This window comes from Streptomyces sp. NPDC104371 (assembly GCF_055583785.1).
Genome location: NZ_JBVJNF010000003.1, coordinates 697,648 through 722,794, shown reverse-complemented (window position 1 = coordinate 722,794; position 25,147 = coordinate 697,648). Strand labels below are relative to the sequence as shown.

Annotated in this window: 20 protein-coding genes; 9 read left to right on the top strand and 11 right to left on the bottom strand. The window is 71.2% G+C overall.

All coding sequences use genetic code 11. From position 1 onward, the window contains the following. Positions 1–5: 5 nt before the first annotated feature. From ACZ60T_RS13930 to ACZ60T_RS13920, 3 genes are all read right to left on the bottom strand, one after another. Positions 6–1,544 carry an FAD/NAD(P)-binding protein gene (locus ACZ60T_RS13930; protein ID WP_469666051.1) on the bottom strand — a complete coding sequence of 513 codons (1,539 nt, stop codon included), beginning with the start codon at positions 1,542–1,544 and terminating at the stop codon, positions 6–8. Between the two features lie 364 nt (positions 1,545–1,908). Next, positions 1,909–2,226: a LysR family transcriptional regulator gene (locus ACZ60T_RS13925; RefSeq protein WP_365627320.1), complete on the bottom strand. Its 318-nt coding sequence runs from the start codon at positions 2,224–2,226 to the stop codon at positions 1,909–1,911. A gap of 204 nt (positions 2,227–2,430) precedes the next feature. Then, positions 2,431–3,105, bottom strand: coding sequence for a ScbR family autoregulator-binding transcription factor (locus ACZ60T_RS13920; RefSeq protein ID WP_469666050.1), 675 nt, complete (start codon positions 3,103–3,105; stop codon positions 2,431–2,433). 182 nt (positions 3,106–3,287) lie between these two features. On the opposite strand from ACZ60T_RS13920, the gene ACZ60T_RS13915 reads away from it, so the two are divergent. After that, the gene (locus ACZ60T_RS13915; RefSeq protein ID WP_469666048.1) at positions 3,288–4,277 is read left to right on the top strand and encodes a ScbA/BarX family gamma-butyrolactone biosynthesis protein; all 990 of its coding nucleotides are present in this window, start codon (positions 3,288–3,290) and stop codon (positions 4,275–4,277) included. A gap of 586 nt (positions 4,278–4,863) precedes the next feature. Here ACZ60T_RS13915 and ACZ60T_RS13910 read toward each other — a convergent pair. Then, a complete protein-coding gene (locus ACZ60T_RS13910) occupies positions 4,864–5,628 on the bottom strand; it encodes a glucose 1-dehydrogenase (protein WP_365627310.1) in 765 nt (254 codons plus the stop codon). 107 nt (positions 5,629–5,735) lie between these two features. Between ACZ60T_RS13910 and ACZ60T_RS13905 the strand changes: the two genes are divergently transcribed. Beyond that, on the top strand, positions 5,736–6,725 hold the full coding sequence (locus ACZ60T_RS13905) for an NAD-dependent epimerase/dehydratase family protein (protein ID WP_469666047.1): 990 nt from the start codon (positions 5,736–5,738) through the stop codon (positions 6,723–6,725). 25 nt (positions 6,726–6,750) lie between these two features. Here ACZ60T_RS13905 and ACZ60T_RS13900 read toward each other — a convergent pair whose 3' ends face one another. Both ACZ60T_RS13900 and ACZ60T_RS13895 read right to left on the bottom strand, forming a co-directional pair. Further along, positions 6,751–8,022, bottom strand: coding sequence for an acyl-CoA dehydrogenase family protein (locus tag ACZ60T_RS13900; RefSeq protein ID WP_469666046.1), 1,272 nt, complete (start codon positions 8,020–8,022; stop codon positions 6,751–6,753). Further along, positions 8,019–9,533: an FAD-binding oxidoreductase gene (locus tag ACZ60T_RS13895; protein ID WP_469666045.1), complete on the bottom strand. Its 1,515-nt coding sequence runs from the start codon at positions 9,531–9,533 to the stop codon at positions 8,019–8,021. Before ACZ60T_RS13895 ends, ACZ60T_RS13900 begins: the two co-directional genes overlap by 4 nt. 319 nt (positions 9,534–9,852) lie before the next feature. Between ACZ60T_RS13895 and ACZ60T_RS13890 the strand changes: the two genes are divergently transcribed. After that, positions 9,853–12,897 (top strand): AfsR/SARP family transcriptional regulator, encoded by a 3,045-nt coding sequence (locus ACZ60T_RS13890; protein WP_469666043.1) that lies wholly within the window; start codon positions 9,853–9,855, stop codon positions 12,895–12,897. A 25-nt stretch (positions 12,898–12,922) separates the two neighbouring features. Here ACZ60T_RS13890 and ACZ60T_RS13885 read toward each other — a convergent pair whose 3' ends face one another. From ACZ60T_RS13885 to ACZ60T_RS13870, 4 genes are read right to left on the bottom strand one after another with little or no spacing between them, the layout of a single operon-like run. Further along, positions 12,923–13,084 (bottom strand): hypothetical protein, encoded by a 162-nt coding sequence (locus tag ACZ60T_RS13885; RefSeq protein WP_469666042.1) that lies wholly within the window; start codon positions 13,082–13,084, stop codon positions 12,923–12,925. Further along, positions 13,081–14,466 (bottom strand): cytochrome P450, encoded by a 1,386-nt coding sequence (locus ACZ60T_RS13880; protein WP_469666041.1) that lies wholly within the window; start codon positions 14,464–14,466, stop codon positions 13,081–13,083. Before ACZ60T_RS13880 ends, ACZ60T_RS13885 begins: the two co-directional genes overlap by 4 nt. After that, on the bottom strand, positions 14,463–15,263 hold the full coding sequence (locus tag ACZ60T_RS13875; protein ID WP_469666040.1) for a thioesterase II family protein: 801 nt from the start codon (positions 15,261–15,263) through the stop codon (positions 14,463–14,465). The genes ACZ60T_RS13880 and ACZ60T_RS13875 overlap by 4 nt, the downstream gene beginning before the upstream one ends. Then, positions 15,260–17,041, bottom strand: coding sequence for a non-ribosomal peptide synthetase (locus ACZ60T_RS13870; protein WP_469666039.1), 1,782 nt, complete (start codon positions 17,039–17,041; stop codon positions 15,260–15,262). The genes ACZ60T_RS13875 and ACZ60T_RS13870 overlap by 4 nt, the downstream gene beginning before the upstream one ends. Before the next feature lie 134 nt (positions 17,042–17,175). Between ACZ60T_RS13870 and ACZ60T_RS13865 the strand changes: the two genes are divergently transcribed. The 6 genes from ACZ60T_RS13865 to ACZ60T_RS13840 all read left to right on the top strand — a co-directional run bounded on the left by ACZ60T_RS13865 (position 17,176) and on the right by ACZ60T_RS13840 (position 24,269). Further along, positions 17,176–18,216, top strand: a complete 1,041-nt coding sequence (locus tag ACZ60T_RS13865) for a pyridoxal-phosphate dependent enzyme (RefSeq protein ID WP_469666037.1) — start codon at positions 17,176–17,178, stop codon at positions 18,214–18,216. 94 nt (positions 18,217–18,310) lie between these two features. Continuing rightward, entirely contained in the window at positions 18,311–19,492 is a 1,182-nt protein-coding gene (locus tag ACZ60T_RS13860) for an ATP-grasp domain-containing protein (RefSeq protein WP_469666035.1), read from the top strand. Next, on the top strand, positions 19,489–20,688 hold the full coding sequence (locus ACZ60T_RS13855) for an MFS transporter (RefSeq protein ID WP_469666034.1): 1,200 nt from the start codon (positions 19,489–19,491) through the stop codon (positions 20,686–20,688). The genes ACZ60T_RS13860 and ACZ60T_RS13855 overlap by 4 nt, the downstream gene beginning before the upstream one ends. Continuing rightward, positions 20,681–21,859, top strand: a complete 1,179-nt coding sequence (locus tag ACZ60T_RS13850) for an ATP-grasp domain-containing protein (RefSeq protein ID WP_469666033.1) — start codon at positions 20,681–20,683, stop codon at positions 21,857–21,859. Before ACZ60T_RS13855 ends, ACZ60T_RS13850 begins: the two co-directional genes overlap by 8 nt. A 65-nt stretch (positions 21,860–21,924) precedes the next feature. Beyond that, positions 21,925–22,932 carry an ATP-grasp domain-containing protein gene (locus ACZ60T_RS13845; protein WP_365627270.1) on the top strand — a complete coding sequence of 336 codons (1,008 nt, stop codon included), beginning with the start codon at positions 21,925–21,927 and terminating at the stop codon, positions 22,930–22,932. Continuing rightward, a complete protein-coding gene (locus ACZ60T_RS13840; RefSeq protein ID WP_469666032.1) occupies positions 22,929–24,269 on the top strand; it encodes an ATP-grasp domain-containing protein in 1,341 nt (446 codons plus the stop codon). Before ACZ60T_RS13845 ends, ACZ60T_RS13840 begins: the two co-directional genes overlap by 4 nt. On the opposite strand, the gene ACZ60T_RS13835 is transcribed toward ACZ60T_RS13840, so the two are convergent. Next, positions 24,208–25,101, bottom strand: a complete 894-nt coding sequence (locus tag ACZ60T_RS13835) for an NAD(P)H-binding protein (RefSeq protein ID WP_469666088.1) — start codon at positions 25,099–25,101, stop codon at positions 24,208–24,210. The genes ACZ60T_RS13840 and ACZ60T_RS13835 overlap by 62 nt on opposite strands. Between the last annotated feature and the right edge of the window lie 46 nt (positions 25,102–25,147).

Below are 25,147 nucleotides of genomic sequence, written 5' to 3'. Positions count from 1 at the left end.
GCCGGTCAGGCCGGGGTCAGTACGGTCTCGTCGTGGAGTACGGGCGCGGTGGCGCGGTGGTCGCGGATCGCGGTGACGATGTCCTGGCTCCGGTCGACCAGCGAGGGGATGCCGAAGGTGAAGAACAGGGCACCGGCGGCGATGTTGCCCAGCCCGTACAGGCGCGGGTCGGGCCGTCCGTCGTGGGTGAGGCGGCTGGTCGCGCGGGCCAAGTGCAGCCCGCCGTACGGGTGGTGGTCGGCGGCCCGCGCGCGGACCAGCGAAGTCACCAGAGGCCGGGCGCCGGTCGGGACGCGCCCCTCGGAGGCGTTGACGGCATTGATCACCTTCGTGGCGCGGAACGCGGTTCCGTCGGCGGTGAGGACATCGAAGCCGCCCCGCTCGGCGGGCACGATGTCGAGCAGCCCGGAGCGCATCGTCAACTGCCCTGCCTCGACGAGGTCGAGCAGCACCGTGGCGCTGCTGGGCGGCATCGGGCAGCACAGGCTCATGACGACGCGGTAATGGGCGCGCAGGACATGGAGCTTGTCCCGTTCGCGCAGTACGGGCCACAGGTCGGGGCCGGTCTCGGGTACGGCGCGCTGGAGGATCCGCAGCCCCGGATGCGGGGAGTTCACCTCGCCGAGCTGGCGGCGCAGTCGGTCCACCGGGTCCTCCACGTCGACCCGGTCGATCTCGCGGGCCACGGCGCCGAGGTCGGCTCCCGCGTCGCGGAACTCCGCCCGCAGCAGCGCGGCGACGTCCTCAAGGCTCAACTCCCGCCTTACGGACGCCTCGTGACGCACCCGCTCGGGTGTCAGATGCCGCAGGTGGAAGTGAACGGGCCGCTGTCGTACGCCCGGTAGCACGCCGCGTCGCGACAGCAGGCTGATGGGGCCGCGGTGGCCGCGGGCGGCGAGGGAGAGCACGATGTCGACGGCGGTCAGTCCGCTGCCGATCACCGCCACATGGTCGTCGGCGCCGACGCGGCGCAGGGAGCGGGCGAGCGGGTAGGGGTCGCCTACGAAGCCGGGGGCGCCGGACAGCCCGTAGACGTCCCGGGGGGCGTCACCGCCGACGCACAGCACCGCGTAGTCGTGTGCGCGCGCCGGTCCGTGGCCGGTGCCGAGCCGTACCCGGTGGGGCTCTCTGACAGCCTCGGTGACGGCCTCCGGGACGATGTCGACCCGCCACCCGTCGCGTCGCAGCCCGGCCACGGCGGTGTTCGCGGACTCCGCCAGGTACGCGCCGTAGAGCGGGCGCGGCGCGAAGCGGGCGCCCGAGACGTGGTCGAGGCCCTGGACGGTGCCGGTGGCGCGGTCGTGGTCGGCCACCCAGCGTGCGAAGTGGCCCGGGTCGCCCGCGCGTACGGTCATGTCGTCGGGGGTCGCGTTCACGCGTACGGTGGCGTCGTCCTCCTGGTAGGCCCTGCCGCGCCAGAGGCTCCGGGAAGGTTCGAAGACGGTGAGGCTGCCCGGTTCGATCTCGCTGCGGGCCAGTGCGTCGATCAGGCAGACGGCAGCCGCGCCGCCGCCTATGACGCCGATCGAGATTCCTGGGGGCATGTGTCAGTCACCAATCGATGGACGGACGGCTCGAGAATCACCGACCGCGCGGCCGGGCGCACGGGACGTGCGAACACGCGGCGGACGGAACGGAATCGTTCGATGCGAGTGACTGTAGGAAGCGATCCGCCGACTCACTTGCCGCGCAGCGCACCGGCTTTGACGGAATCACGCGCACCGGTTTCTTTCCCGGACGATTCCTCGACGATTCCCGGACGACTTCACACCGACGCGGAGGTCCCGCGCCGCTTCGAGGCAGCAAGAAGGCGGCCGGCTCCGAGAGACCGGCCGCCGAGCGGCAGGGGTGATGAGCTGGAGCGCGGAACTCGGCGCGCTCCAGGGGTTCAAGGGGCCCGACAGGGCGTCAGCGCGCGGCCTGTCGGGTGATGCGACGGCCGCAGCGGCCGTGGTGAGCAGAGCCCTGCTGTACGGCGCGCACCTCGCGCCGGGCGGTCTCGGCGATCTCGATGATGCGTTCCGCGTGCGGCAGCAGCGCCAACCCCGCTTCGGTGAGGGAGAGTTGGCGGCGGCTGCGGTCGAACAGCTCGGTGCCGACGGATTCTTCGAGGTTCTTGATCTGGGCCGTGACGGTCGACTGGGCGTAGTGCAGGTTCTTCGCGGCCCGCGTGACGCTCAGTTCCGCCGCCACCTCACGGAATGCACGTAACTGCTGAAACTGCATGACACGGCTCCCCTCTCCGGTCACGTACTTCCTGTACTCCCTGGACCAGAGAACATACCAGCCTGCCTGTATTCTATCGAGCCCTCGAACTTCCAAGCCCTCGAACCGAGCCCCCGAACTCTCGAGTCCTCGAACCTCCAAGCCCCGAGGAGGACATGCGCCGAGTCCGCCGCCGGGCCCCCGACCCCGCGGCGGACTCGTCCACTAGGCGGACCGCTCCTCCTGCTTGTCCCGCTCGACCCTGGCCATGAGCTGCTTGCCGCGGTCGGCGGAGATGTCGAGCTTCGTCAGCGTCTCGGGGGTCGCGATCGACCTAGCGAGGGAGCGGTAGAGGACGGCGATCCGCTCCTCCAGATCACTGCGGTCGCTCATCACCTCCGAGAGCAACTGCACTCCGCTGAACGCGCCGACGATCATCTGCGCGGCGTCGGCCACGTCCACGTCCGGCAGCAACTCCCCCCGGCGCTCGGCCTCGGTGAGGATCTGGACGTGTACGTCGAACCACGCCTGATAGGGAACGCGGCGGTCGATCTCGTGCACCTGGTCCACCGCGAGCCGGATACTGCCCTGCAGCATCCGGTCGAAGGTGAGCCGGTGGGACACCAACAACCCGACGTCGAGGGCGTCCTGGAGCTTGACCGGATGGTCGGCCGGTGGCATCTCCAGATAGCCGATCTGACCGCTCACCTGCTCGTCCAGTACCGCCTGAGCGAGCGCCACCTTCGAGGGGAAGTGGAAGTAGAAGGCTCCCTTCGTGACCCCGCACCTGCTGTAGACGTCGAAGATCGTGGCCCCCGCATAACCGCGCTCGGCGAAGACCTCTCCGGCCGCTTCCAAGATCGCTTTCCTGGTCCTGAGCGCACGCTCTTGTCGTGCCACGCGGCCCCCTCTCTGTGCCCGGCCGTCCTGGGGACGGCGACCTTGCCTGACGCCGGTTCATCTCTCCCATTGAAAAACAAACCCGCATGCCTGTACCTTACCGAGCGCGGAGCCAATCAGCCATACTCCGCGCCTCGTGCACCTCGTCACAGTCATGCACCTTCACCTAGAAAGAAGCGGCAATGACCTTGAGTGCTACGGCTACGGCAGTCCGGAAAGCCCACCGCGGAACGCTCCACACCGCGCTCCCCGACGTCACGACGGGGAGTACGCCGGCCGATCCGGCTCTGCCCGTCGACAGGACGCTGGTACACCGGGCCCATCTGCGCGATGTCCTGCCCACGCGCCTGACGCAGCACAGCGACACACGCTTCAGCGTCTCCGCACGCTGGCCGCGCGAGCACGCCCTGTACCTCACACCGGACGGCCGCTACACCGCCTCGCTCGTCCTGGAGACGATCCGTCAGGCCACGCTCCTCGTCTCGCACGCCGGACTCGGAGTGCCCCAGGGGCACCAGTTCGTGATGTGGGAGCTGTGCCACCGGCTCGAGCCGGACTGGCTCCCGGCCCGCTCCGCCGACCCCACGTCGCTGACCCTGGAGGTGGAGGTCACCGAGGTGCGACGGCGGGCGAGCGTACCGGCGAGCGCCACGATGGAGATGGTCCTGAAGTCGGAGGACCGCACCGTCGGCAGCGGCTCCATCCGGTTCAACGTCACGTCGCCCGCCGCGTATACGCGTATACGCGGGCAGGTGCCGACCACCTCTTCTCTCGCACCGCACGCCGTGCTGCCCACCCCGGTGGACCCGGAGGCCGTACACCGGGGCCGGACCTGCGATGTGGTCCTCACCCCCGAAGACGCCCCGGACACCTGGCAGTTGCGCGCCGATCTGTCCAATGAACTCTTCTTCGACCGGCCCAACGACCATGTACCGGCGATGGTTCTCGTCGAGGCCGCCCAGCAGGCCGCCCATCTCTCCACGGCGACCGGGCGGTTCAGCCCGCAGGCCTCCGAGATGAACTTCGGCCGCTACGTCGAACTCGGCACACCGTGCCGGATCGAGGCCCACCCCGGCATCGCCGACGACGGCACGGCCCGCGTCGAGGTGACGGGCCATCAGGACGGACAGCTCGCGTTCACCATCCGCTTCGAGCAGTCCGTCGCCCGCTAGGGCACCCGGCCCGCAGGGCCCGCGGCGCACGCCGCGCGTACAACCCGGGAGGACGCCCGGCGCAGCCGCTCCTCCCTCTCCCCCACGCGAGCCGTCCGCCGACGGCCGATGTGAACGCACCCCACGCCTCCGGTGCCCCACCACCGCGCGATGCCTCGCGTTCACCCGCCCGACCGTCCGTCGTGCGACGCTCAGCGGGACGTTCCTTCGTGATCCGAGGCCTGCGGCACAGCCCGCCGTCCGTGTCCGCCGCTCTTCCCGGCAGGACCCGCCCGGTGTGTGAACGGCGTTCTCCGCTTCCGCCGTCGCTTCCCGCAGGCCTTCGGCCGAATCCCGTCGTGCCGCGGCACGGTACGGCACCGAACGGGCATATACACCGCCCCTCGTGGCAGACCCCGGAGAGGAGGAGGACGTACGGCCGACCTCGCGGTCCACGCGCGGAGACACGTGCCCCGGCCCGTGTCCGCCGCCTCCCGGCCGAACGCCCGTCACTGTCATGCGCCGTGCCCTCCCCTCGCGTTCACCCGTCCCGGAGTCAACGTCTTTGTCTGCAGGGCGGCTTGGCCGGTCGGTGAGTACGGCACGGTCAACGCACCGTCCAGCCGCCGTCGACCGGCATGGTGGCCCCGACCACGAACGAGGCCCGGTCGCTGCACAGCCAGGCCGCCGCCTCGGCGACCTCCTCGGGGTCCGCGATATGCGGCAGCGGGGCCGCGTTCAGCAGCAACTCCCGGGCGCCGGGCTCCTCCTGGAGCCAGGTGTCGATCATCTCGCTGTGCGTGGAACCGGGCGCGATCGCATTGATACGGATGCCCTGCGCCGCGTACTCGACGGCCGCGGCCTTGGTCAGCCCGAGGACGGCGTGCTTGGAGGCGACGTAGGGGGCGGCGACCGGGGTGGCCACCAGCCCCGCGGTGCTGCTGGTGTTCACGATCGCACCTCCGTGCGCGAGCATCACGCGGATCTGATGGCGCATGCAGTTCCACACCCCGCGCACGTTCGTGTCCATGATCGTGTCGTACAGCTCGTCGGGTGTGACATGCAGCGGCGTGCGCGTCGCTCCGACGCCCGCGTTGTTGAAGGCGACATCCAGCCCGCCGAATCGGCTGAGCGTCCGCTCCACGGCCGCCGCCACCTCGCCGCTGCGCGCGACATCGGCGGTCACGTAGTCGACGTCGTATCCCCGGTCCCGCAACTCCGCGGTCAGACAGGCCAGTCGGTCCTCGCGGCGCGACACCAGCATGACGGCGGCACCTTCGCGACAGAACACCCGTGCGGCGGCGGCCCCGATGCCACTGCTCGCACCGGTGACAAAGGCAGATTTGCCTGCAAGAAGGCCCTGTTGCGTCATGATCTCACGCTATCGGAGGAAGGCCTTCCACTATCGCTTCGGCAAACACTTGGCCTGATCCACTTCCTCCCCGTCCACATCCGCACGCGGCTGAAAGGGACGAGAACATGGCAGGACAACGCATTCTGATCACGGGTGGCACCGGGTTCATCGGTGCCCGGGTGGCTGCCCTCCTCGCCTCCATGCACCCGCATCCCAGCGCGCCGGAGATCCGCCTGCTGGTCCACCGCACCCCGCCGCGCCTGCCCGGCACGGGTCAAGTGGACGTGCGCTGCGGCACGTTGTGCGACCTCGCCTCCCTGCGCGGCCTGTGCGACGGCGTCGACACCGTGGTGCATCTGGCCTCGCGGATCGGCGGCAGTACGGAGCAGTGCCGCGCGGTCAACGACACCGGTACGCGGGCGCTGCTCGCGGAGACGGAGCGGGCCGGTGTCTCCCGGATCATCAAGCTGGGTACCACGGCCGTCTACCAGGACGGCCGTCATCTGGGCACCCCGGAGGGCCAGTTGACCGTCGGCCCGGTCTCGCCGACGAGCGTCAGCCGACTCGCCGGCGAGGAACAGGTGCTGGCCGCGGGCGGTCTGGTGCTGCGCCCCCATCTGGTCTACGGGGCCGGTGACCAGTGGGTGGTGCCCTCGATGGTGCGGTTCATGAAGGTCCTGCCACACTGGGTGGACGGCGGCAGGGCGCTGATGTCGGTCATCGGCGCCGACGACCTGGCCTGGGTGATCGCCCGCCTGGCGTTGACGCGACTGCTGCCGCGCGGTGAGGTGTTGCACGCCGGACGCCCCGAACCGGTCAGCGGACACGACCTGTTCGCGGCGGCGGCCCGTGCGGTGGGCCTGCCACTGCCCTCCGGCGAGATAGCGCAGGAGCAGGCGCGCTCCTGGCCCGGTGCGTGCGAGGATCCGCACTGGCAGCGGCAGTTGTCTCTGCTCACGGTCGACCACTGGTACGACACCTCCCGGCTGTGGGGGTTGATGGGGCAGACTCCCGGCCGGAGCTTCGCCGAGGACTTCGCCCTGAGCGGGTCCTGGTACCGCTCCTACCTGGCCGGGCGGCGGCAGGACACACCGGTCGCCGCCGCGGCCCCGTAACCCGTTCCTCGACACGACGCTCCACTCAGGGCCTCTCGTACCCGTCCCGCCGGACCCGGGCCTCCGGCCGGCCGGGGCGGGGGCCCGGTACGAGGCCGAGGCTGTAGGTGTTGCGCGGGGCGCCGCCCAGGAGATGGGCTCCGGCGGACTGCACGACCTGGTCCTGGGCTATGACGTGCTGGCACATGGCGTTCAGATCGCGCAGTTGACGGTCGAGGACCGACGGCCGGTAGACGGCGGCCGTGGCCACGAGGTCGAACAGCGCGGCCACCACCGAGCGGGCCGTACGGAAGGCGTTGACCCGGGCCAGCACGGTCGCCACCCGCTGGTCGGGGCTCAGCTCACGCCCCGCCTCCAGGCGGTCCCACTGCTCGCGCAGACTGCCGTAGACGGCGTAGCGGGCGGCGGCCAGGTCCATCTCGGCCTGGGCGATGACGGTCTGCACCCGGTAGTCCTCGGTCCACGGCGTGCCGGTGGCACGGTCGATGCGGGTCGTGGCCACGTGCCGTACATGGTCCAGGGCGGCGCGCGCCACGCCCAGCGGTACGCCCGGCATGTTCCGCAGGACCGCGTCGGGGGCTGCCGCGGCTCCGGTGACCCGTGGGTCGGCGAAGCTGAAGGTGAACTCCTCGGGCACGTACAGGTTCTGCGTCCGGTAGTCGCGGCTGCCCGAACCGGCCAGCCCCGTGGCGTACCAGGTGTCCTGGAGTTCGAAGTCGGCCACGGGCGCGATGACGACCCGCCAGTTGCCGGGGGTGCCGGGCGGGCCCGGTTCGGGTGCGCCGTCGCGGGTGACCAGGACGCCGCCGACGACCCAGGTGCAGTGGGTGATGCCGCTGCCGAAGTGCCATTGCCCGGTGACCCGGTAGCCGCCGGGCACCCGCTCGGCGCGTCCCATCGGCATGATGGCTCCGGCGGTGACGGCGTCGGGGTCGGCGAGCAGTCGTCGGGCGGTGTCCTCGGCGAGGTAACCGGCGTAGATCGCGGTGTCCATACCGATCATGGCGCACCAGGCGGCGGAGGCGTCACCGGCGGCGAGGGCCTCGATGGCCTCCGTCTGCTGCACGGCGTCGAGTTCGGGCCCGCCGAACGCCTTGGGCACGGCCATTCGGAACACGCCGGTCCCGCGCAGCAGTTCCACCACGTCGGCGGGCAACTGCCGGTTCTCTTCGATGTCTTCGGCGCGTTCGCGCAGGCGCGGGGCGACGGCGCGGGCTCGCGCGAGGATCTCCTCGGCGGTCAGGTCGGTCAGGTCAACAGCCGTGTCGGTGGCCCCTGTCGGGCGCGGCGCGCTCATGCGTAGCGTCCCGGGGCGATGACCTGCTGCGGGTCAAGGAGGTCCTTCAGGCGCTGGGCGAGGGCCCGTTCGCCGGTTCCGGCGGTCAGTCGGCCGGCCCCGGTGTGCTCGACGTCGAGGCGGTAGGGGATGAACCCCTCGGCCGTGAAGAGGGTGTAGAGCCGGTCCAGGGCCCGGTGGGCGTTCGCGGTGGCGTGTTCGTCCTCGCGGGCGAACCGCATCGTGACGACGCAGTCGACGACGTCCGCGTTCAGTGCGTTGAGTGTGGCCCCGCAGCGGATCCCGGTCTCGGCGAGGACCTGTTCGAGCAGTTCGCCGACCCGGGCGAGCGCGGGCCCGGTGAAGGGCACGAGGGGAAGGAAGAGGAGGATGCCGCCTTCCTTGTCCAGCGCCCCGGCCGGGTGGCCGGTCTTGGTCTCGAACAGGGCGTCCGTGGGATCCGGGTCACCGGCGTAGGCGCGCTCGACCTGTACGGCGATGTCGTGGTGGGGTGTGTCCAGGTCGGTCGCGTCGGTGTCGGACACCTCGGTGAACAGGCCGGAGCGGGTGGCCTCGGCGGTGACGACGCCGGTCAGCGCCTCGACCGCCTCGAGGGTGCCGTCGACGCACACATGGACCAGACACCGGCCGGGCGGGCTGCCGTAGGCGCGGGCGGCGGCCTCGTTGTAGATCTTCACGACGCCGCTGGTCAGCCCCTGGGCGACCCAGCGGCGTACCGCGGCGGTCGCCGCCTCCGTGCGGTCGGGCGTGAAGTTCAGCCGGACCACGCGCAGCGCCTCCGGCCGGGGCAGCAGCCGGACGGTCGCGGCCGTCACCACGCCGAGGTTGGACTGGACGAAGAGCTGCACCAGCGACGGGCCGAGTCCATGGGCGTAGACGGGGGTGGGGCGGTCGGGCTCGGGCCACCAGCCCACCCGGACCGACGTGCCGTCCGGCAGGGCCACTTCGAGGCCCATCAGGTCGTCCACCCGCTGATGGCGCAGTCCCACGCCGCGGTCCAGGGCGTTGCCCACGACGCTGGTGTGGGCGGAGGACGCGGTGAGGTTCAGCATCCGCCCGGTGCCTTCGAGGAGCGTGGCGAGCCGGGCCTGGGTGACGCCCGGTTCGAGGACGGCCCAGCCCTGGGCGACGTCGATGTCCCGGATGCGGTCGAGGCCGGACAGGTCGAGGACGACCGCGCCGTCGCGGGCGGGTTCGCGGGAGCCGAGGCCCCAGTTGGCGCCGGTTCCGTAGGCGTGCAGGGAGGCGGCGATGCCGCTGTCGGCGAAGAGTTCGACGATGCCGCGTACGTCGTCGGCGGTGCGGGGCCGGACGACGGCGCGCACGGCGCGCGAGCGGTAGCGGCCGGTGTTGGGGCCGAGCGGGGTGATCGGGACGTGGGTCATCTCCTCGACCGGCAGGCTCACCCGGTCACCGCCCACCATCTGCCCGATCCGTGCCAGCACGGTCCAGAAGTCGGTGCCGACGCCGGTCTGGCGCTGGGGGGTGCCGGTTGCGGGGAAGAGGGTCATGGGACAGACCTCCGGCGTTCCTTGGGCCCGGTGCACGGGGCGGGGCGGGTGAAGGACACCATCATGTTAGAAAACCGGGCTGCTGGTATGTTGTCATGAACGCGCACGTCCCTTGTCCGGTTCGCGCATCCGCGGGCCGCATGGGCGCCGTCACTCGCAAACCGTCAGGGGCACGGTCGCCCGCAACTCGTCCGGGGCGCAGTTGCGTTCGCGAGCGTGCGCGCATTTTGCATGCGACCGCGGACCGCGCCCCTACGCTGCGATGAGCCGCGTGGCGGTGCGCAGGACCTCGGGCGAGGCAGTGACGATGGGGGATCGCGTGAGTGGGGATGTTCGCTTCGCCGTCTTGGGCTCCTTGGAGGTCACGGTCGGCGACATCTGGCTGAAGCTGGGCGGGCCCGTGCCCACCCGTGTCCTCACCACGCTGCTGCTGGAGCCGGGGCGCATGGTGCCGGTCTCCCGGCTCGTGGACGCGGCCTGGGACGACAGCCCGCCGCGCACGGCCGAGCACCAAGTGCGCAAGGCCATCGCCGATCTGCGCCAGCGCATCCCCGACGGCGGTTCCCTGCTCGTCACCGAGGGGCCGGGATACCGCCTGGCCGTGGACCCCGAGAACCTCGACCTCAGTCGGTTCTCGCTACGGCTGCGGCAGGCGCGCGAGGCGCAGGAGAGCGGTCGTACGGCCGAGGCGGCGGATCTGCTGCGGGCCGCGCTCGCGCTGTGGCGCGGCCCGGTCCTGGGCGGCAGCGGCGGTTCGGTGATCGCCGCCGCCTCCGCCGTGCTGGAGGAGCGACGGCTGGCGGCGGTGGAGCAACTGGTCGAACTCCGGCTGGCGCTCGGGGAGTCGGGCGAGTTGCTCGGTGATCTGCGGCAGCTCATCGCGGAGCACCCGCTGTGGGAGACCCTGCGCGGCCATCTGATGGTCGCGCTGTACCGCTCGGGGCGGCAGGCCGAGGCCCTGGAGGAGTTCCGCACGGTACGGGACCTCCTGGTCGAGGAGCTGGGCATCGATCCCAGTCCCCAACTGACCCGGCTGTACGAGGGGATTCTGCGCGACAGTCCCGAACTGGCCGCGGTGGCACCGGCGATACGGGAGCAGAGGGAGCCCGCGCCTGCGGAGCAGCCGTCGACAACCGCTTCGCAGAGTGTGACCGCGCCGTGCACGCTGCCGCACGATCTGACCGACTTCGCGGGCCGGGAGCGCGAGTTGCGCCGCCTGCTGGAGCTGGCCGAGCCGCCCGAGGGCGACGCCGTACGGATCGTGGCGATCGACGGCATGGGCGGCAGCGGCAAGACCGCCCTGGCCGTCCGCGCCGCGCACCGCCTCGCCGACCGCTACCCGGACGGGCGGCTCTACGCCGATCTGCGCGGCTTCACCCCCGGCGAGCGGCCCCGCAGCCCGGCCGCCGTCCTCGGCGCGCTGCTGCGCACCCTGGGCGTACCGAGCGAGCGGATCCCCGACGACACCGACGGGCGGGTCGAGTTGTGGCGCGCCACGCTGGCCGGGCGCCGACTGCTGCTCGTCCTGGACAACGCCCTGGACGCCGCGCAGGTCCGGCCGCTGATCCCGGCGTCGGCGGGCTGTCTGGTCCTGGTGGCGAGCCGGAACCATCTGGCCGGGCTGGACGGCGCCGACTGGCTGTCGCTCGGGACGATGTCGCCGTCGGACAGCCTGGAGCTGATCAGCGCGGCGCTCGGCGCGGAGCGCGCGGCGGCCGAGCCGCGGGCCGTAACGGAGTTGAGCGCGCTGTGCGGTCGGCTGCCGCTGGCCCTGCGCGTCGCCACCGCCCGGCTGTGCAGTCGGCCGCGCTGGACCGTGCGGTATCTGGTCGAGCGGCTGGGCGACGAGGCCCGGCGGCTGGACGAGTTGACGTCCGGGGACCACAGCGTGGAGGCGACGCTGCGTCTGTCGTACCAGGCGTTGGACGACGAACAGCAGGACGCCTTCCGGCTGTTGGGGCTGCATCCCGGGGCGGAGACCGACGCGCTCGCGGCGGCGGCACTGCTCGGTGTCGGGCCGCGCGAGGCCGAGGACCTGCTGGAACACCTGCTGGACATGCATCTGGTCGAGCAGTACGAGATCGGCCGGTACGCGTTCCACGACCTGGTACGCAGCTTCGCCCGCCGGTTGCTCGGGCGGCAACGGCGGGAGGAGCGGGCGGCGTTCGGGCGGCTGCTCGACTACTGCCTGGCGGTGACGGAGACCGCCTGCCGCACGCTGTATCCGGGGCGGGCCCGGATCGGTGACCGCTCCGGTACCGCGGCGACGACGTTCCAGTTACCCCGGCTGGGGGACGCGGTCCGGGCGGAGGAGTTCTTCGACCGGGAGCACGTCATGCTGCTCGGCGCGGTCGAGCGCGCGGAGCGGGAGGGCTTCCACCACCATGCCGTCCATCTCGCCCGCAACCTCATCTTCCATCTGAACTCGCGCAGTTACCTCGCGGAGTACCTCCACGCCGCGGGCGTCGCGGTCGCCGCGGCCCGCAGGCTGGGCGAGCCGCGCACGCTGTGTCTGAGTCTGACGAACCTGTCGGCCGTGCTGTGGAAGCTCGGCCGGTTCCGGGAGGGGATCGCCGCCGCTTCCGAGGCACTTGAGCTGGCGCGGCGCCACGGTGAGCGAGGGCCTGAGTCGATCTGTCTCGACCAACTGGGGCTGCTGCACAGTTGCCTCGGCCATCTCGGCGCGGCGGAGCGCTACTTGGAGCAGGCCGTCGCCCTGCACGAGGAGCTGCCCGACGGCCGCCAGCGGTCCTACGCGTGGTGCAATCTGAGCACCGTGTACGCCTGGTTCGGGCGGTACGAGGACGCGGCGGCGGCGGCCGAACGCGCCGCGCTGCTGTGCCAGGGCTCCGAGGCGCGCGGCGAGGAGATCATCGCTCTGACCGACCTGGCGACGGCCCGGCTCGGCATGGGGCAGCCCGCGGCGGCGCTCGTTCCCCTGGAGCGGGCACTGGAGTTGGGCGACGAGTCCCGTATGCCGGAGAACCTCGCCCTCACCCTGGCACTCGCCGCCGAGGCGAGTGAGGGGGTCGGCGCGGTGGAGCGGGCGACGGAGTACGCGGCCGAGTCCCTTCGGATGATCCGGTCCAAGGGCACGGCGACGCGCAACGCCACCGTGGAGAACGTCCTCGGCCGCTTCCACCGCAGGCGCGGTGACTACCCGAAGGCGCTGGCCCTGCACACGAGCGCGCACGGCCACGCGGTCGCTGTCGACTACCGCATGGAGATCGCCCGCGCCCTGAACGAGATGGCCGAAGTGCTGGAAGGCATGGGCGACTTCCGGCAGTCCGGGGTCCACCGGCAGCGGGCCTACGACCTCTTCAAGGAGATGGGGGTGCCGATGAACGCGTCGCTGATGGTCTGACGGGTTCCGCACGGGCCGGTCCCGGTCAGGGGACGTGGATCGCGGGGCCGGTCCCGTTGGCCAGGGTCCGCTCGGCGGCCGAGGGGTGTGCCGGACGCGCCAGGTGCGTCGGCGCGGCGGCACCGAACCCCACGGCGACCGCCAGGCCGACCGTTCCGACGACCGAGGCGAGCTTGCTGAGCGTCATGGTTCCACCTTCGTACTGAGGGCTGTTGACCCTGATCGGCTTCGACAGCACGGATGGTCCTCGGGCCCGTTCCCGATCGATTCCCGGACGGGTACCGGGCCCGCGGGGGTGAGCCGCAGCGGGAGGGAGCGCAGGCCGTTGACCACGATGGAGTCCAGGTACTCGGGTTCGCCGTCGAGGGTCACTTCGTCGACCTGGGCGAGGAACTCCCGTAGGACGGCCCGGATCTCCAGCTTCGCCAACTGCCTGCCCACGCAGTAGTGCGGGCCCGCGCCCAGCGCGAGATGGCGGTTCGGGCCGCGACGGATGTCGAAGACATCGGGGTCGGTGAAGTGCGCCGGGTCGCGGTCCACGGAGGTCAGCCAGCACACGACCAGTTCGCCCTTGCGGATCAGCCGCCCGCCCAGTTCCACGTCCCTGGTCGCCCGGCGCATGATGTGCGTGGCGCTCGACGTCCACCGGAGGATCTCGTCGATCGCGGTGCCCGCCAGGTTGTCGAAGTCACCGCGCAGCAGCGCCAGTTGGTCCGGATTCCGCAGCAGGGCGAGCATGCCGCCGGACATGGCGAGCCGTACGTTCTCGGTCCCGCCGACCAGGAGGTTGTCGCAGTTGAGGACCACCTCGTCCACGGGCAGGAGTTCACCCTGGTACGTCAGGGTGGCCAGCACACTGACCAGGTCCTCGCCCGGTCGCTCGCGGCGGCGCTCGACCAACTCACCGAAGTAGTCGAGGATCTGGAGGTGGGCGATGCTGCGCTCCTCGGCCGTGCCGGCGCAGAACGCGTCCGTCGACCACTCCACGAGGAACGGCCGGTCCTCGTCGGGAATGCCCAGGAACGAGCAGACGACTTCGAGGGGCAGCTTCGCGGCGACATCACCGACGAAGTCGATCCGCCCGGCCTCGACGGCCGACCGCACGGCCGCCTGCGCCGCCGAGTCCAGGAAGTCCGACAGCCGCCGCAGGTTCCTCGGCGCGAACCAGCCCGCGACCGCGCCGCGCAGCGCCTGGTGGCGTGGTGCGTCGGACAGGGCCAGGGTGCGGTTGCTGCCGGGGTCCTCGCCCTGGGCCAGCGGGCGCAGCAGGATGCCGGAGGACGAGCTGAAGGTCTCGGCGTCCCGCAGTACCCGCTTCACCTCGTCGAACCGGGTGAGCGACCAGAAGCCGGGGAAGACGCCGGGCTCGTGCCGCACCACGGGCGCGTTCTCCCGCATCCAGCGCCAGAGCGCGAACGGATTGCCGTGCCGGTAGGTCTCGCCGTCGAGGAGCCGGGCGATGTCGTCGATGCCGTGACGGGGGTCGTTGCTGTGGCGGGTGTCGCTGCTGTGGCGGGTGTCGCTGCTGTGGGGGGTGTGGGGAACAGTGGTGTGGCAGGTGTCGCTCACGATGCCTTCTCCCAGGAACGGTGGCCGACCGGATGCGTGTACCGCGTGTGCCGGGCGAGTTCGGCGGCGATCAGTCCGACGGGCGGGCGCTCACGCAGGTAGAAGTGCCCGCCCGGCGTCACCACCGGGACGAACACGCCGTCCGTGTGCTGCCCCCACGGCCGGAACCGGGCGCGGATCTCCGGGATGTCGTCCTCGCCGACGACGGCCACCAGCCGCGCGTCGATCCGCTTGCCGACGTGCTCGTGGTAGTGGGCGACGAGACGGAGGTCTTCCTTGATGTAGTCGAGGATCAGCTCCAGCAGCTCCTCGTCCTGCCGGATCTGCGGGCTCAGCGGCTCGTAGCGTTCGAGGTAGCGCAGGACGTCCGCGGTGTCCTCGTACGGGACCGGTGGCCGCAGCGCGGGCGCGGCGGCCGACGAGACGACCAGCGCGGACGCCTCGGCTCCGGCGTCGCGCAGACAGGAGGCGACCTCGAAGGCGACGTACGCCCCCATGCTGTGCCCGAACAGCACGGAGTACCGCTCGCCGCTCATGAGGATCTCCTCGGCCACGGCCTCGGCGAGTGCGCGCAGGTCGGCCGGTGACTCGTCCAGGACGCGGTCCTCCCGCCCCGGGTACTGCACGGCGTGGACCCGGGCCGTGGGCAGCAGGGGCTGCCAGGGCCGGAAGAACGAGGCGCAGCCGCCGGCGTGCGGGAAGCACAGTACGGCCGGGCGCGGGTCCTCGGGATCCGTGCTCTGCGCGGGGTCAAGTGCCCTGATGGCGGTGGCCGGTGCGGCCGGGGGCCGCCTCATGACCGCGTCAGCAGGTCGACCTGCTGGGGGATCGTGCCGCAGCGGTAGACCTGCTTGACCCCGACGGGCCGTCCGGCGATCTTCCCGAGGGCGCGGGTGAGCTTGAGGATGGTCAGGGAGTTGCCGCCGAGGTCGAAGAAGGTGCCCGACTCGCCCTCGCGCACCGGGACGCCGAGGATCTGCTCCCAGGCCTGTGCGACGCGCTGGGCGAGGGCGCCGTCCGCGCCGACGGCGGTGGCGGGGGCCGCCTCGGCGGTCGCGGTGCGCGCCGTCGCCAGCAGGGCCGCCCGGTCGATCTTGTCGTGCGCGGAGCGGGGCAGGGAGTCGGTGAACAGGATCTGGTCGGGGACGACGGCGCCGCCGAGTGTCTCGGTCACGAACCGGCGCACCGCTGCCGCGTCGACCTGCGCGTCGGCCGCCGTGCCCGCCTCCTTGACGACGAAGGCGTAGCAGGTCGAGGTGTCGGGGTCGTGGGCGACGGCGGCGGAGTCGATGCCGGGGTGGGCGGTCAGCGCCTCCTCGATCGTCTCCAAATGCACGCGTACGCCGCGGATCTTGACCTCGTTGTCGAGCCGTCCCACGAACTCCAGTTCGCCCCGCTCCGACCAGCGGCCGAGGTCGCCGGTGAGATAGACGCGTACGGTCCGCCCGGTCCCGGTCGCCATGTCGACGAACTTGGTCCTGGTCTCCCGCTCGTTGCCGACGTACCCCTGGGTGACGCTGCGGCCGGAGACGGCGATCTGGCCGACCGCGCCCTGCGGGACCTCGCGCAGCCGCTGGTCCAGGAGGTGGACGGTCGTGCCCGGGACCGCTCGGCCGATGCTGGGCTCGGCGGGCTTGTCGTAGACGCGGTAGGTGGACCAGACGGTGCACTCGGTGGGCCCGTACTCGTTGCCGAGGCTGACCGCGGGCAGCAGCGCGAAGTGCTGGTCGATGACGCTCCGGGACAGCGACTCGCCCGCGCACACCACCAGCCGCAGCGCGGCCAGGTCGCGGGCCAGGCGCTCGTTCTCCCGTACGGTGTGCAGGAGTTCGGCGTAGAAGCTCGGCACCGTCAGGGTGTGCGTCACCTTGTGCCGGGCGACGAGTCCGACCAGTGCCTCCGGGGCGCGCCGCTCCTCCTCCCCGGCCACGACCAGCGTGCCGCCGGCCGCGAGGGTGCCCCAGACACCGGCCACCGACGAGTCGAAGTGGAACGGCGAGAGCAGCAGGAAGACGGGGGTGCCGAAGCCCTCGTAGACGGCGAGGCGCGCGGCGTTGGAGACGGCCAGGTTCTCCTGGGAGACGGACACGCCCTTGGCTCGGCCGCTGGTGCCCGAGGTGAAGAGCACATACGCCTCGTCGTCCGGCACGGGTACGGGATCGGCGCTCTCCCGCGGGTACGCCCGCTGCCGTCCGGTCAGCGGATCGAGCACGGCCGAGACCCCGGAGGAGGACCTGATGTGCCGGGCGGTGGCCTCGGGTGCCGTGGGGTCGAGGAAGACGAAGGACCGGCCGGACAGCCAGACGCCCAGTGCCTGGGTGACCGTGGCGAGCGTGCGATGCGACAGGATCCCGATCCGGCGGGGTCCGGCATGGGGGCCGTCTCTGCTGACCGTATGGGCCAACGCCGAGGCGGACGCCACGAGTTCGCCGTACGAGAGTGTGTCGTCGCCGCAGATCACGGCGGGGCGGTCCGGGTGCTGTTCCGCCTGTTCCAGGACCGCGTCGCAGACGCGCTGTTCGAGGCGGGGCGGATCGAACTGGTCGGATATCGCGCGCAGTTGAAGTCTCGTCATGGACGGAATCCTCCGCATCGCCTTCCGGAATCCTTCCCGACGGGCTCCGGGAACGGATCGGGAATGCCCCGGTACCGCCTCTTCCTACGTTTCGGCTGTCGACGACCGGCTGTGCCACGAGGGAAAGGGAAGCGGTGTACACCTCATTCGCGGAGAAGCTGTCGGAACCGGATCTCATAGACCTGGGCAACAACATCTACGTGGTCCGCTTCGAGGTCATGAAGGTGACCTCGGTCCGGGCGGCGGTCAGGGATCTCCTGGACCGCGGCGTCATCCGCCGGGGCCAGACCCTGGTGGACAGCTCCAGCGGTATCTACGGCCACGCGCTCGCGCTGGTCTGCCGTGAACTGGGCCTGAAGTGCCACATCTTCGCGTCCATCGCGGTCGACGCGGCCATCAGGACCCAGTTGAAGTACCTCGGGGCGACCTACACCCAGGTCCCGCCCTCGGGTGACGACGGGCTCCAGCACGACCAGGAGACCCGGGTCCGGCTGGTCCACGCCTATCTGAAGGACAACCCGGACGCGTACTGGATGCAGCAGTACCACGACGACGTGCACTACATCGGCTACGAGAGTGTCGCCAACTCCGTGGTCAAGGAGCTGGGTTCGGAGGACCTCACGCTCGTCGGCGGGGTGGGGACGGGCGCCTCCACCAGTGCGATGGCCCGCTATCTGCGCCAGTCCGGCTGTGACGCCCGGGTGATCGGCATCCAGCCCTTCGGCAGCCGCTCCTTCGGTTCGGAGGCCATCCCGCTCGACGGGTTCATCATCGCCGGTATCGGCAGCGGTATCCGGTTCGGCAACATCGACTACCGCGCCTACGACGACGTTCACTGGATCAACTTCGATGTCTCCGCGGCCGGTTGCCGCAACCTGCTGTCCACCACAGGGGTCTTCGCGGGTCTCTCGGCGGGGGCGGGCTGGCAGGTCGCCAGGCATGTCCGCGCGAACGAGCCCACCGGAGGGCCCATCGTGTTCCTGGCCGCCGACCCCGGACACCGCTATGTCGACCGGGTCTTCCCGCCCGACGGCCCCGTCGAGCACGACCCCGACTACCGCCCCCGGATCATCACGGACCTCGCCGACATGACCGGCCCCTGGTGCGCCATGGACTGGACCCGGCGCTCGTACGACGTCCAGGACGACCTGCCGGTCTACCCGCTGCGGGCCTGAGCCCGTACTCGCGCGACCGGCATCCGCCCGGCCCCGGACGACCCGCACTCCCCCACCGGACATCAGCCCGGTATCCCACTGTGAGGCCAACTCCATGACCAACGTCGCTGTCATCAACTACGGCCCGAAGAGCGACTACGCCGCCATGCTGCCCGAACTCACGGGCCGCCTCCATGTGTTCAGCCACCACGAGCTGGCGAACACGGAGAGCTTCGCCCACTACGAGTACGTGCCCGACTGCGAGTTCGTCCCCTACCCGGAACTGCGGATCAGGCAGCTCGCCGAGGAGCAGCCGTTGACTCATCTCATCACGGACAACGAGTACGACCTGGAACGGGCCGCCCGGATCCGCGAGGACCTGAAGATCCCCGGCCAGTCCTCGGGCAGCGCGCTGTCCTTCCGCGACAAGGCCGTGATGAAGGAGGTCGCCCGACGCACCGTGCCCACGGCCGAGTTCGCCCGGCTGGAGACGATCGTCGACCTCACCGACTTCATCGCGGCCCACGCCTACCCGGTCGTGGTCAAGCCGGTGAAGCAGGGCGGCTCCCGTGACATCTCCGTGCTGCGCGGCGCGGAGGACCTGCTGGAGTTCAGCCGCCGCCACTGGCGCGAGGACCTCATGGTCGAGGAGTTCGTCGAGGGGCCGATGTACCACGTGGACGCCGTACTGGCGCCGGGGTACCGATTCGTGGCCTCCTCGCGCTATGTGCGCAGTTGCCTCGGGGTCTTCTCCGGGCAGAACAACGGCTCGATCCAACTCCACCCCGAGGACCCGTTCGCACGGCGCCTGGAGGAGTTCTTCGACCGCGTGCTGGAGGCGTTCGACGCCCCCGAGGTCAGCGCGTACCACCTGGAGGTGTTCCACACCCCCGACGACGAACTGGTGCTGTGCGAGATCGCCTCCCGGGTCGGCGGCGACCGTATCCCCGCGCTCACGCGCCTCACCTACGGCGTGGATCTGCACGGCAGTTGGCTGCGCCAGTCCTGCGGGCTGCCGGTCGATCCGCCGCCGGCCGCCGCGCCCGCCCAGGTGCACGGCTCCCTCTCGATCCTGCCGCAGGGCCGCCCCGTACGCGCCCCGCAGCGGCCACCGTTCCCGTGGGTGCGGCACTACGAGGTCAACGACAAGCTCGCGCCGGGCGCGGTGGCGCAGAACAGCACCTCGTTCCTGTGCTTCGTCATCGTCGGCGGCCGTGATCTCGCCGAGGTCGAGCAGCGGCTGCTCCAGGCGGAGACCTGGCTCATGGAGCACCTGGAAGAAGTCCCCACGTCATGAAGACCTGGCGCCGGACGTCGTCGGACGGGCGCGCGCTGCTGCTGGCCGTGCTCGTCACCGGGCTCACGACGTTCATGTTCCTGCCGCTGCTGGCCATTCACTTCACCGCCGAGGGCCTGCCCGCCGGGCGGGTGGGCTTCCTCGTGGGGCTGCTCGCGTTCTGCAGCCAGGGCTTCTCCCTGGTGTGCGGGCTGATCGTGGACCGGCTGGGCCCGCGCGCGGTGCTCATCAGCGGCTTCGCGCTGCGGATCGTCGGGTATCTGCTGCTCGCGCTCGGGGACGGCGGCAGACTGGTCCCGCTCGTCTCCGGTATCGCGGCCATCGGCGTGGGCGGCTCCCTGCTGGGCCTGACCATCAAGACGCTGCTGGTGCGGGAGGACAGTGTGGAGCCGCGCGAGATGCTCGCGCTGCGCTCGACCTTCGTGAACGTCGGCGTGGTCGCCGGACCGGCGCTCGGCGCGGCCGTCTATCCCCTCGGCTTCTCCTACATCCTCGCCGCCTGTGTGCTCTCCCATCTGCTCCTCGGCCTCCGGCTGACCCTGCGCCCGGCGGCGAACGACCGCTCCGATCAACCGACTTCGACGACGGCGGCGGCGAAGGACGCGCCGCCCGCCGCCGCGACACCGCAGTGGGCGCGCTGGCGTTGGGTGCCGCTGTGTCTGCTCGGCGTCGCGTTCTGGGCGATCTACAGCCAGCTCAATGTGCTGATGCCCATCACCGCCAAGGAGTTGACCGGCAGCACCGGCGCGAGTTCGGTGGTCTTCACACTCAACGGTGTGCTGTGCGTCCTGCTCCAGTACACGCTGCTGCACCATGTGTTCGGCAAGGCCACCACCCGTACCCTGCTCGCCGTCGGCTTCGTCGCCTTCGCCTGCGCCTACGCGGTGTTCATCCCGCTGGCCGGATGGTCCTCGCTGTTCGCGTTCGTCCTGCCGGTCACCGTCGCCGAGATGCTGATCGCGCCCAGCCTGGACGAGCAGGCCGTGAAGGTCAGTTCCGCCCGACGCACCGGACTCGCCCTCGGCACGATGAGCGCCGCCGGAGCGGTCGGCAGCCTCCTCGGCTCCAGCCTGGGCGGCTATCTGCTGCAGACGCTGCACGGTGACACGGGCCTGTGGCTGGTGCTCGTCGTGTTCTCCCTCGTCGCCGCAGCCACCTGTTTCCTCCTACCGAAGGTGCACCCGCAGCATGCCTGACATCCAGCCCACCGCCGTCCTCCTCAACCCCCGCGACCTGGTCGTCACCGCCGCCCAGAAGCTCGGCCTGTCCATCATCGTCGTCTCGGACCCCGAGGCTCCCCTGCCCGACAACGCCCCCGAACCCGTCCTGCGCACCCCCTGGACGAGGGACCTCGACGCACTCGTGGCGCAGTTGCGCGCCCTCGAACTGCCCTCCCCCGTAAGCTGCTTCGGCTTCGGAGAGGTGGGCGCCACGGCGTCCGCTGTGGTCAACGACCGCCTCGGCTGGCCCGGCAACCCGCCCGACGCGCTGGCCGCCTTCAAGGACAAGGCACGGCTGCGGGCCGTGGTCGGCGACCGGGCCGGGGCCCCGGTCACCCACCTCACCTGCACGGCCGAGGACGAGCTGCCCGCCGCCATCGAGCGGATCGGGTACCCCTGCGTGGTCAAACCCGTGGACGGCACCGGCAGTTCGGGCGTGCGCCACCTGGCCGACCGGGAGGAGACCGAGCGCTACCTCGCCGCCCTGCGCTTCAACACCCCGCACATCGTCGAGGAGTTCCTGTCCGGCGCCGAGTACAGCGTGGAGGCGCTCAGCACGCCCGGCGGACACCGCATCCTGGCGCTCACGGAGAAGACGACCACCGGCGCGCCCCACTTCGTGGAGACCGGACACACGATGCCGGTGCGACTCGGCGCCGCGGCCGAGGCGGCGATCCGCGACCTCGTCACCGGGATGCTGGACGCGGTCGGCTACCGCTACGGGCCCTCGCACACCGAGATCATGCTCACCGCGGACGGCCCCCGCCTCATCGAGTCGCACGGCCGCCCCGGCGGCGACCGGATCAGCGACCTGCTGTGCCTCGCCCTCGACGAGGACGTGTTCGCGCAGACGATGGCCACCGTCCTCGGCCTGCCCATGCCCCCGGCCGCCACCCAGCGGCGAGTGGCCGGCATTCGCTTCGTCACCTTCGACCGTACGGTCCCGATGCCGGGCATCAGTACCGAACTGGTCGCCTCGCTGCCCGGTGTCGCCGAGGTGGCCATCACCGTCGAGCCCGGCCAACGGCCGCCGGAGGTCCGCCAGTCGGGCGACCGGCACGGCTTCGTCGTCGCCACCGGCAGCACCCGCGACGAGCTGGAGACCAACCTCGCCCGCGCGGTGCGCACCCTCACCGCGACCGCCTGACCGCCTGACCGCCTGACCGCCTGACCGCCCGCAGCCCGTTCCCCTCGAACCGTTAGGTGCCCATCGTGTCGTACAAGATCCTCGTCCTCGTCTCCGAGGCCTCCTCGTTCGCACTCGACAACCACTCGATCATCCCCAGCGCCCTCTACCGCGAGGGCCACGAGGTACACATCGGTGACATCGACACCCTCGGTGTGCACGACTCCGTCGTCGTCTGCGACCGTATGCAGGTCACCGACGAGTTCACCTCCGGCGGCGACTTCCCTTCGTTGAGCGAGACCGCCGCCTCCGCCGAGGAGTTCGACCTCGTGTGGGTGCTCGCGGGCACGCACCCGGAGGCGGGCAACGACTCCTTCCTGCTGCTGTGGCTGCTCAACCAGCGGGTGCCGTTCGTCAACGACGCCTCCGCCCTGTTCTTCCTCAACACCAAGACCAACCTGGTCGCCATCGTGCCCGGCGAGCATCTGCCGACGTCGTACGTGACCAACGACTTCGACTTCCTGAACAACCTGGTCGAGTCCGACCCCGACCGCTCCTGGGTCGTCAAGCCGACCAACGACGGCTGCGGCGCCGATGTCTTCGTCGTCAACAAGTACGACCGCAACCGCTCGGCGCTGCTGGGGACGGCCACCGGCAACGCGGCCTCGCGGTACGGGCGTTACGGCCGCGACATCATCGGCATGGCCAAGCGGCACGCCGCCGTCCAGGAGTACATCCCGAACGTCCGCGAGAACGAGAAGCGCGTGATCATCGCCGGTGGCGAGCCGGTCTCCGGCTTCCTGCGCTTCCACCCCGAGCACGACAACCGCTCCAACGCCACCCTCGGCGCGCGCTTCGAGAAGCTCGAACTGACCGAGGAGGAGGACCGGTTCGTGCGCGCGCTGGGCAAGCGGCTGATGGACCTCGGGGTCTTCTACTCCGGCATCGACATGGCGTACCCGTACGTCATCGAGGTCAACATGGTCAATCCCGGCGGGCTGAGCTACCACCAGCTCGCCACCGGCGAGGACCGCTCCTCCGAGGCCGTCGACACCGTGCTGGCGGCCCTGCGTACCGCCGGGAAGCTGTCGTGAACGTCCGGTCCTGGCTGGACGCGCGGGCCGTTGCGGCATGGGAGGACTTCGCGCGAGGACCGGAGGCCGGGCCTGACCGGGAGCGGTTCGGCAAGGCGCTCCAGCGGCCCGACTGGCAATCGGCCTACCCGCCCCAGGTGTTCACCGCCGAGGCCGCGGCGGAGACCGCGACGGCCGGACTGCGCCTGGCCGAGCTGATCTCCGGCTTCCCCCGCAGGGTCTTCGGCGACGACCTCGAAGCATGGGCCGCCTACCTTGGCGTACCCGCCGAGGACGCGGCGCTCATGACCGACGCGCTCCGTCGGCCTCGGCTGCGGCGGGTCGCCACCGCCTTCATGCGCCCGGATCTGGTGCTGACCGACGACGGCCTGAAGCTGGTCGAACTGAACGTGGCCACCTCGCTGGGCGGCCTCAGCACCCTCGCCCCGTACACCGCCGCCACCCGCGAGTCGGCCTACGCCGCCTTCCTCGCGGAACGCGGACTGACCCTCGACGCACCGGACACGGCGAAGATCTGGCTGGAGGTCTTCGCCGGGCTCGTCCGGGCCCATGGCGCGGGACCCTTGCGCGTGTTCGAGGCCACGGCCGACCCGGCGGACCTCGACGGCGGGCGCCGCTTCTTCGTGGACATGCTGCGCTCCGCCGGCCACCACGTCCACTGCGGCCTCGTCGCTGACCTGCAACTCGACGACACAGGCATCACGTTCGAGGGTGAACCGATCGACGCCGTCTTCACCGCGTACACCTGGCACGAGACGAAGGCGTTCGTACCGCCCGCCCTGACCCGCCGCCTCATGGAACTCGACAGCGCGGGCGTGGTGGACTTCATCGGGTCCCCCGCCGCCGCCCTGTACGACAACAAGGGCAACCTGGCGCTGCTCCACGACCCCGAGTTCACCGGCCTGTTGACTGCCGAGGAACGCGCCCTGGTCACCCGTTGCGTACCGACGACCGTCCGGCTGCGCCCCGACACTCTCGACCGCGCGCTCACCGACCGCGACCGGCTGATCTGCAAGCCCGCCTCCGCCTACGGCGGCAAGAACGTCGCGTTCGGGGCCGCCCTGAACGAGCGGGACTGGCGCACTCTCCTGGAGACCCGGCTCGCCGACGCCGACGAGCGCTACATCCTCCAGGCCCGCCAACGCCCCGCCACGGTCCGGCTCCCGGGAACACCGTCGGCCACCGAACGCGAACTCGTCCTGGCGCCCCTCGTGTTCGGCGGTACCCATGCCGGAGTGTTCCTGCGCCATGCCCCGGCACGGCCGCAGTCCACGATCAACGCGTCGAGTGGTGCGGAGGTGGCGGCGCTGCTGACTGTGCGGCAGGAGCAGCGGTAAAGGCTGACAGGTGGTCCGTGACCCAGTCGGCGTACGACCTGGCGGGTCTGCCGGTGACCTCGAACACCGTTGGTTCGACGCCGGACTTGGCGTTCCGCTCCTGACGCCGCGCGCTCTCCAGCAACGCTTCGACGACAGCCGGTGGGTACCTTCTGCCGAGGAGCGCGCGGGCGGCGTCGGGCGCGAGTTCCTCGAAGGCCAACTCGATCCCCAACTGCCGCCCGAGTTCCTGTGTTTGATCGACAGGTGAGAGGGCCTCGGGTCCGGTCAAGGTGTACGCGCGGCCGGAGTGCCCCTCCTGGGTCAGCGCGCGCACGGCCACCTGTGCCACGTCCCGCGGGTCGACGCACGCGTTGCGTGACGTGCCGTTGAGCGCGCGCACCACGCGCGCTTCGCGCACCGAGGCCGCCCACGCGAGGGAGTTGGACATGAAGGAGCGCGGGCGCAGCAGTGTCCACTCCAGGCCGGAGTCGCGCAGCAGGTGCTCGGTGGCGCGCTGCCATCGGGTGATGAGGTCCTGTGCGCCCGTGTCGTTCACGGCCGCGGCGGACAGCTTCACCACGTGTCGTACCCCGGCCGCCCGTGCGGCCCGGACGAACCGCTCGTCGTCGTCGCCGATGCGGTTGGTGACCAGGAACGCGCGGCGCACCCCGGTGAGCGCGTGGGCGAGGGAGGCCCCGTCCGCGTAGTCGCCTGTCACGATCTCGGCGCGCGGCGAGGCCCCGGTCACGCGCGCGGGGGCCCGGGCGAGGATGCGCACGTCCCGCTCCTGGCGGAGGGCCCGGACCACCTCACGTCCGATGGTTCCCGTAGCTCCCGTCACCAGGATCACGGCCTCGCTCCCTTCCGTCGCCACGATGTCACCGGGTCCGGCGCCC

What these genes read in the sequence shown, in the direction of transcription:
- ACZ60T_RS13870 (WP_469666039.1), bottom strand. Translation starts at nt 17,041, where the DNA reads ATGACGAGACTTCAACTGCGCGCGATATCCGACCAGTTCGATCCGCCC.
- ACZ60T_RS13895 (WP_469666045.1), bottom strand. Translation starts at nt 9,533, where the DNA reads ATGACCCTCTTCCCCGCAACCGGCACCCCCCAGCGCCAGACCGGCGTC.
- ACZ60T_RS13930 (WP_469666051.1), bottom strand. Translation starts at nt 1,544, where the DNA reads ATGCCCCCAGGAATCTCGATCGGCGTCATAGGCGGCGGCGCGGCTGCC.
- ACZ60T_RS13910 (WP_365627310.1), bottom strand. Translation starts at nt 5,628, where the DNA reads ATGACGCAACAGGGCCTTCTTGCAGGCAAATCTGCCTTTGTCACCGGT.
- ACZ60T_RS13900 (WP_469666046.1), bottom strand. Translation starts at nt 8,022, where the DNA reads ATGAGCGCGCCGCGCCCGACAGGGGCCACCGACACGGCTGTTGACCTG.
- ACZ60T_RS13860 (WP_469666035.1), top strand. Translation starts at nt 18,311, where the DNA reads ATGACCAACGTCGCTGTCATCAACTACGGCCCGAAGAGCGACTACGCC.
- ACZ60T_RS13915 (WP_469666048.1), top strand. Translation starts at nt 3,288, where the DNA reads ATGACCTTGAGTGCTACGGCTACGGCAGTCCGGAAAGCCCACCGCGGA.
- ACZ60T_RS13885 (WP_469666042.1), bottom strand. Translation starts at nt 13,084, where the DNA reads ATGACGCTCAGCAAGCTCGCCTCGGTCGTCGGAACGGTCGGCCTGGCG.
- ACZ60T_RS13850 (WP_469666033.1), top strand. Translation starts at nt 20,681, where the DNA reads ATGCCTGACATCCAGCCCACCGCCGTCCTCCTCAACCCCCGCGACCTG.
- ACZ60T_RS13905 (WP_469666047.1), top strand. Translation starts at nt 5,736, where the DNA reads ATGGCAGGACAACGCATTCTGATCACGGGTGGCACCGGGTTCATCGGT.
- ACZ60T_RS13855 (WP_469666034.1), top strand. Translation starts at nt 19,489, where the DNA reads ATGAAGACCTGGCGCCGGACGTCGTCGGACGGGCGCGCGCTGCTGCTG.
- ACZ60T_RS13875 (WP_469666040.1), bottom strand. Translation starts at nt 15,263, where the DNA reads ATGAGGCGGCCCCCGGCCGCACCGGCCACCGCCATCAGGGCACTTGAC.
- ACZ60T_RS13925 (WP_365627320.1), bottom strand. Translation starts at nt 2,226, where the DNA reads ATGCAGTTTCAGCAGTTACGTGCATTCCGTGAGGTGGCGGCGGAACTG.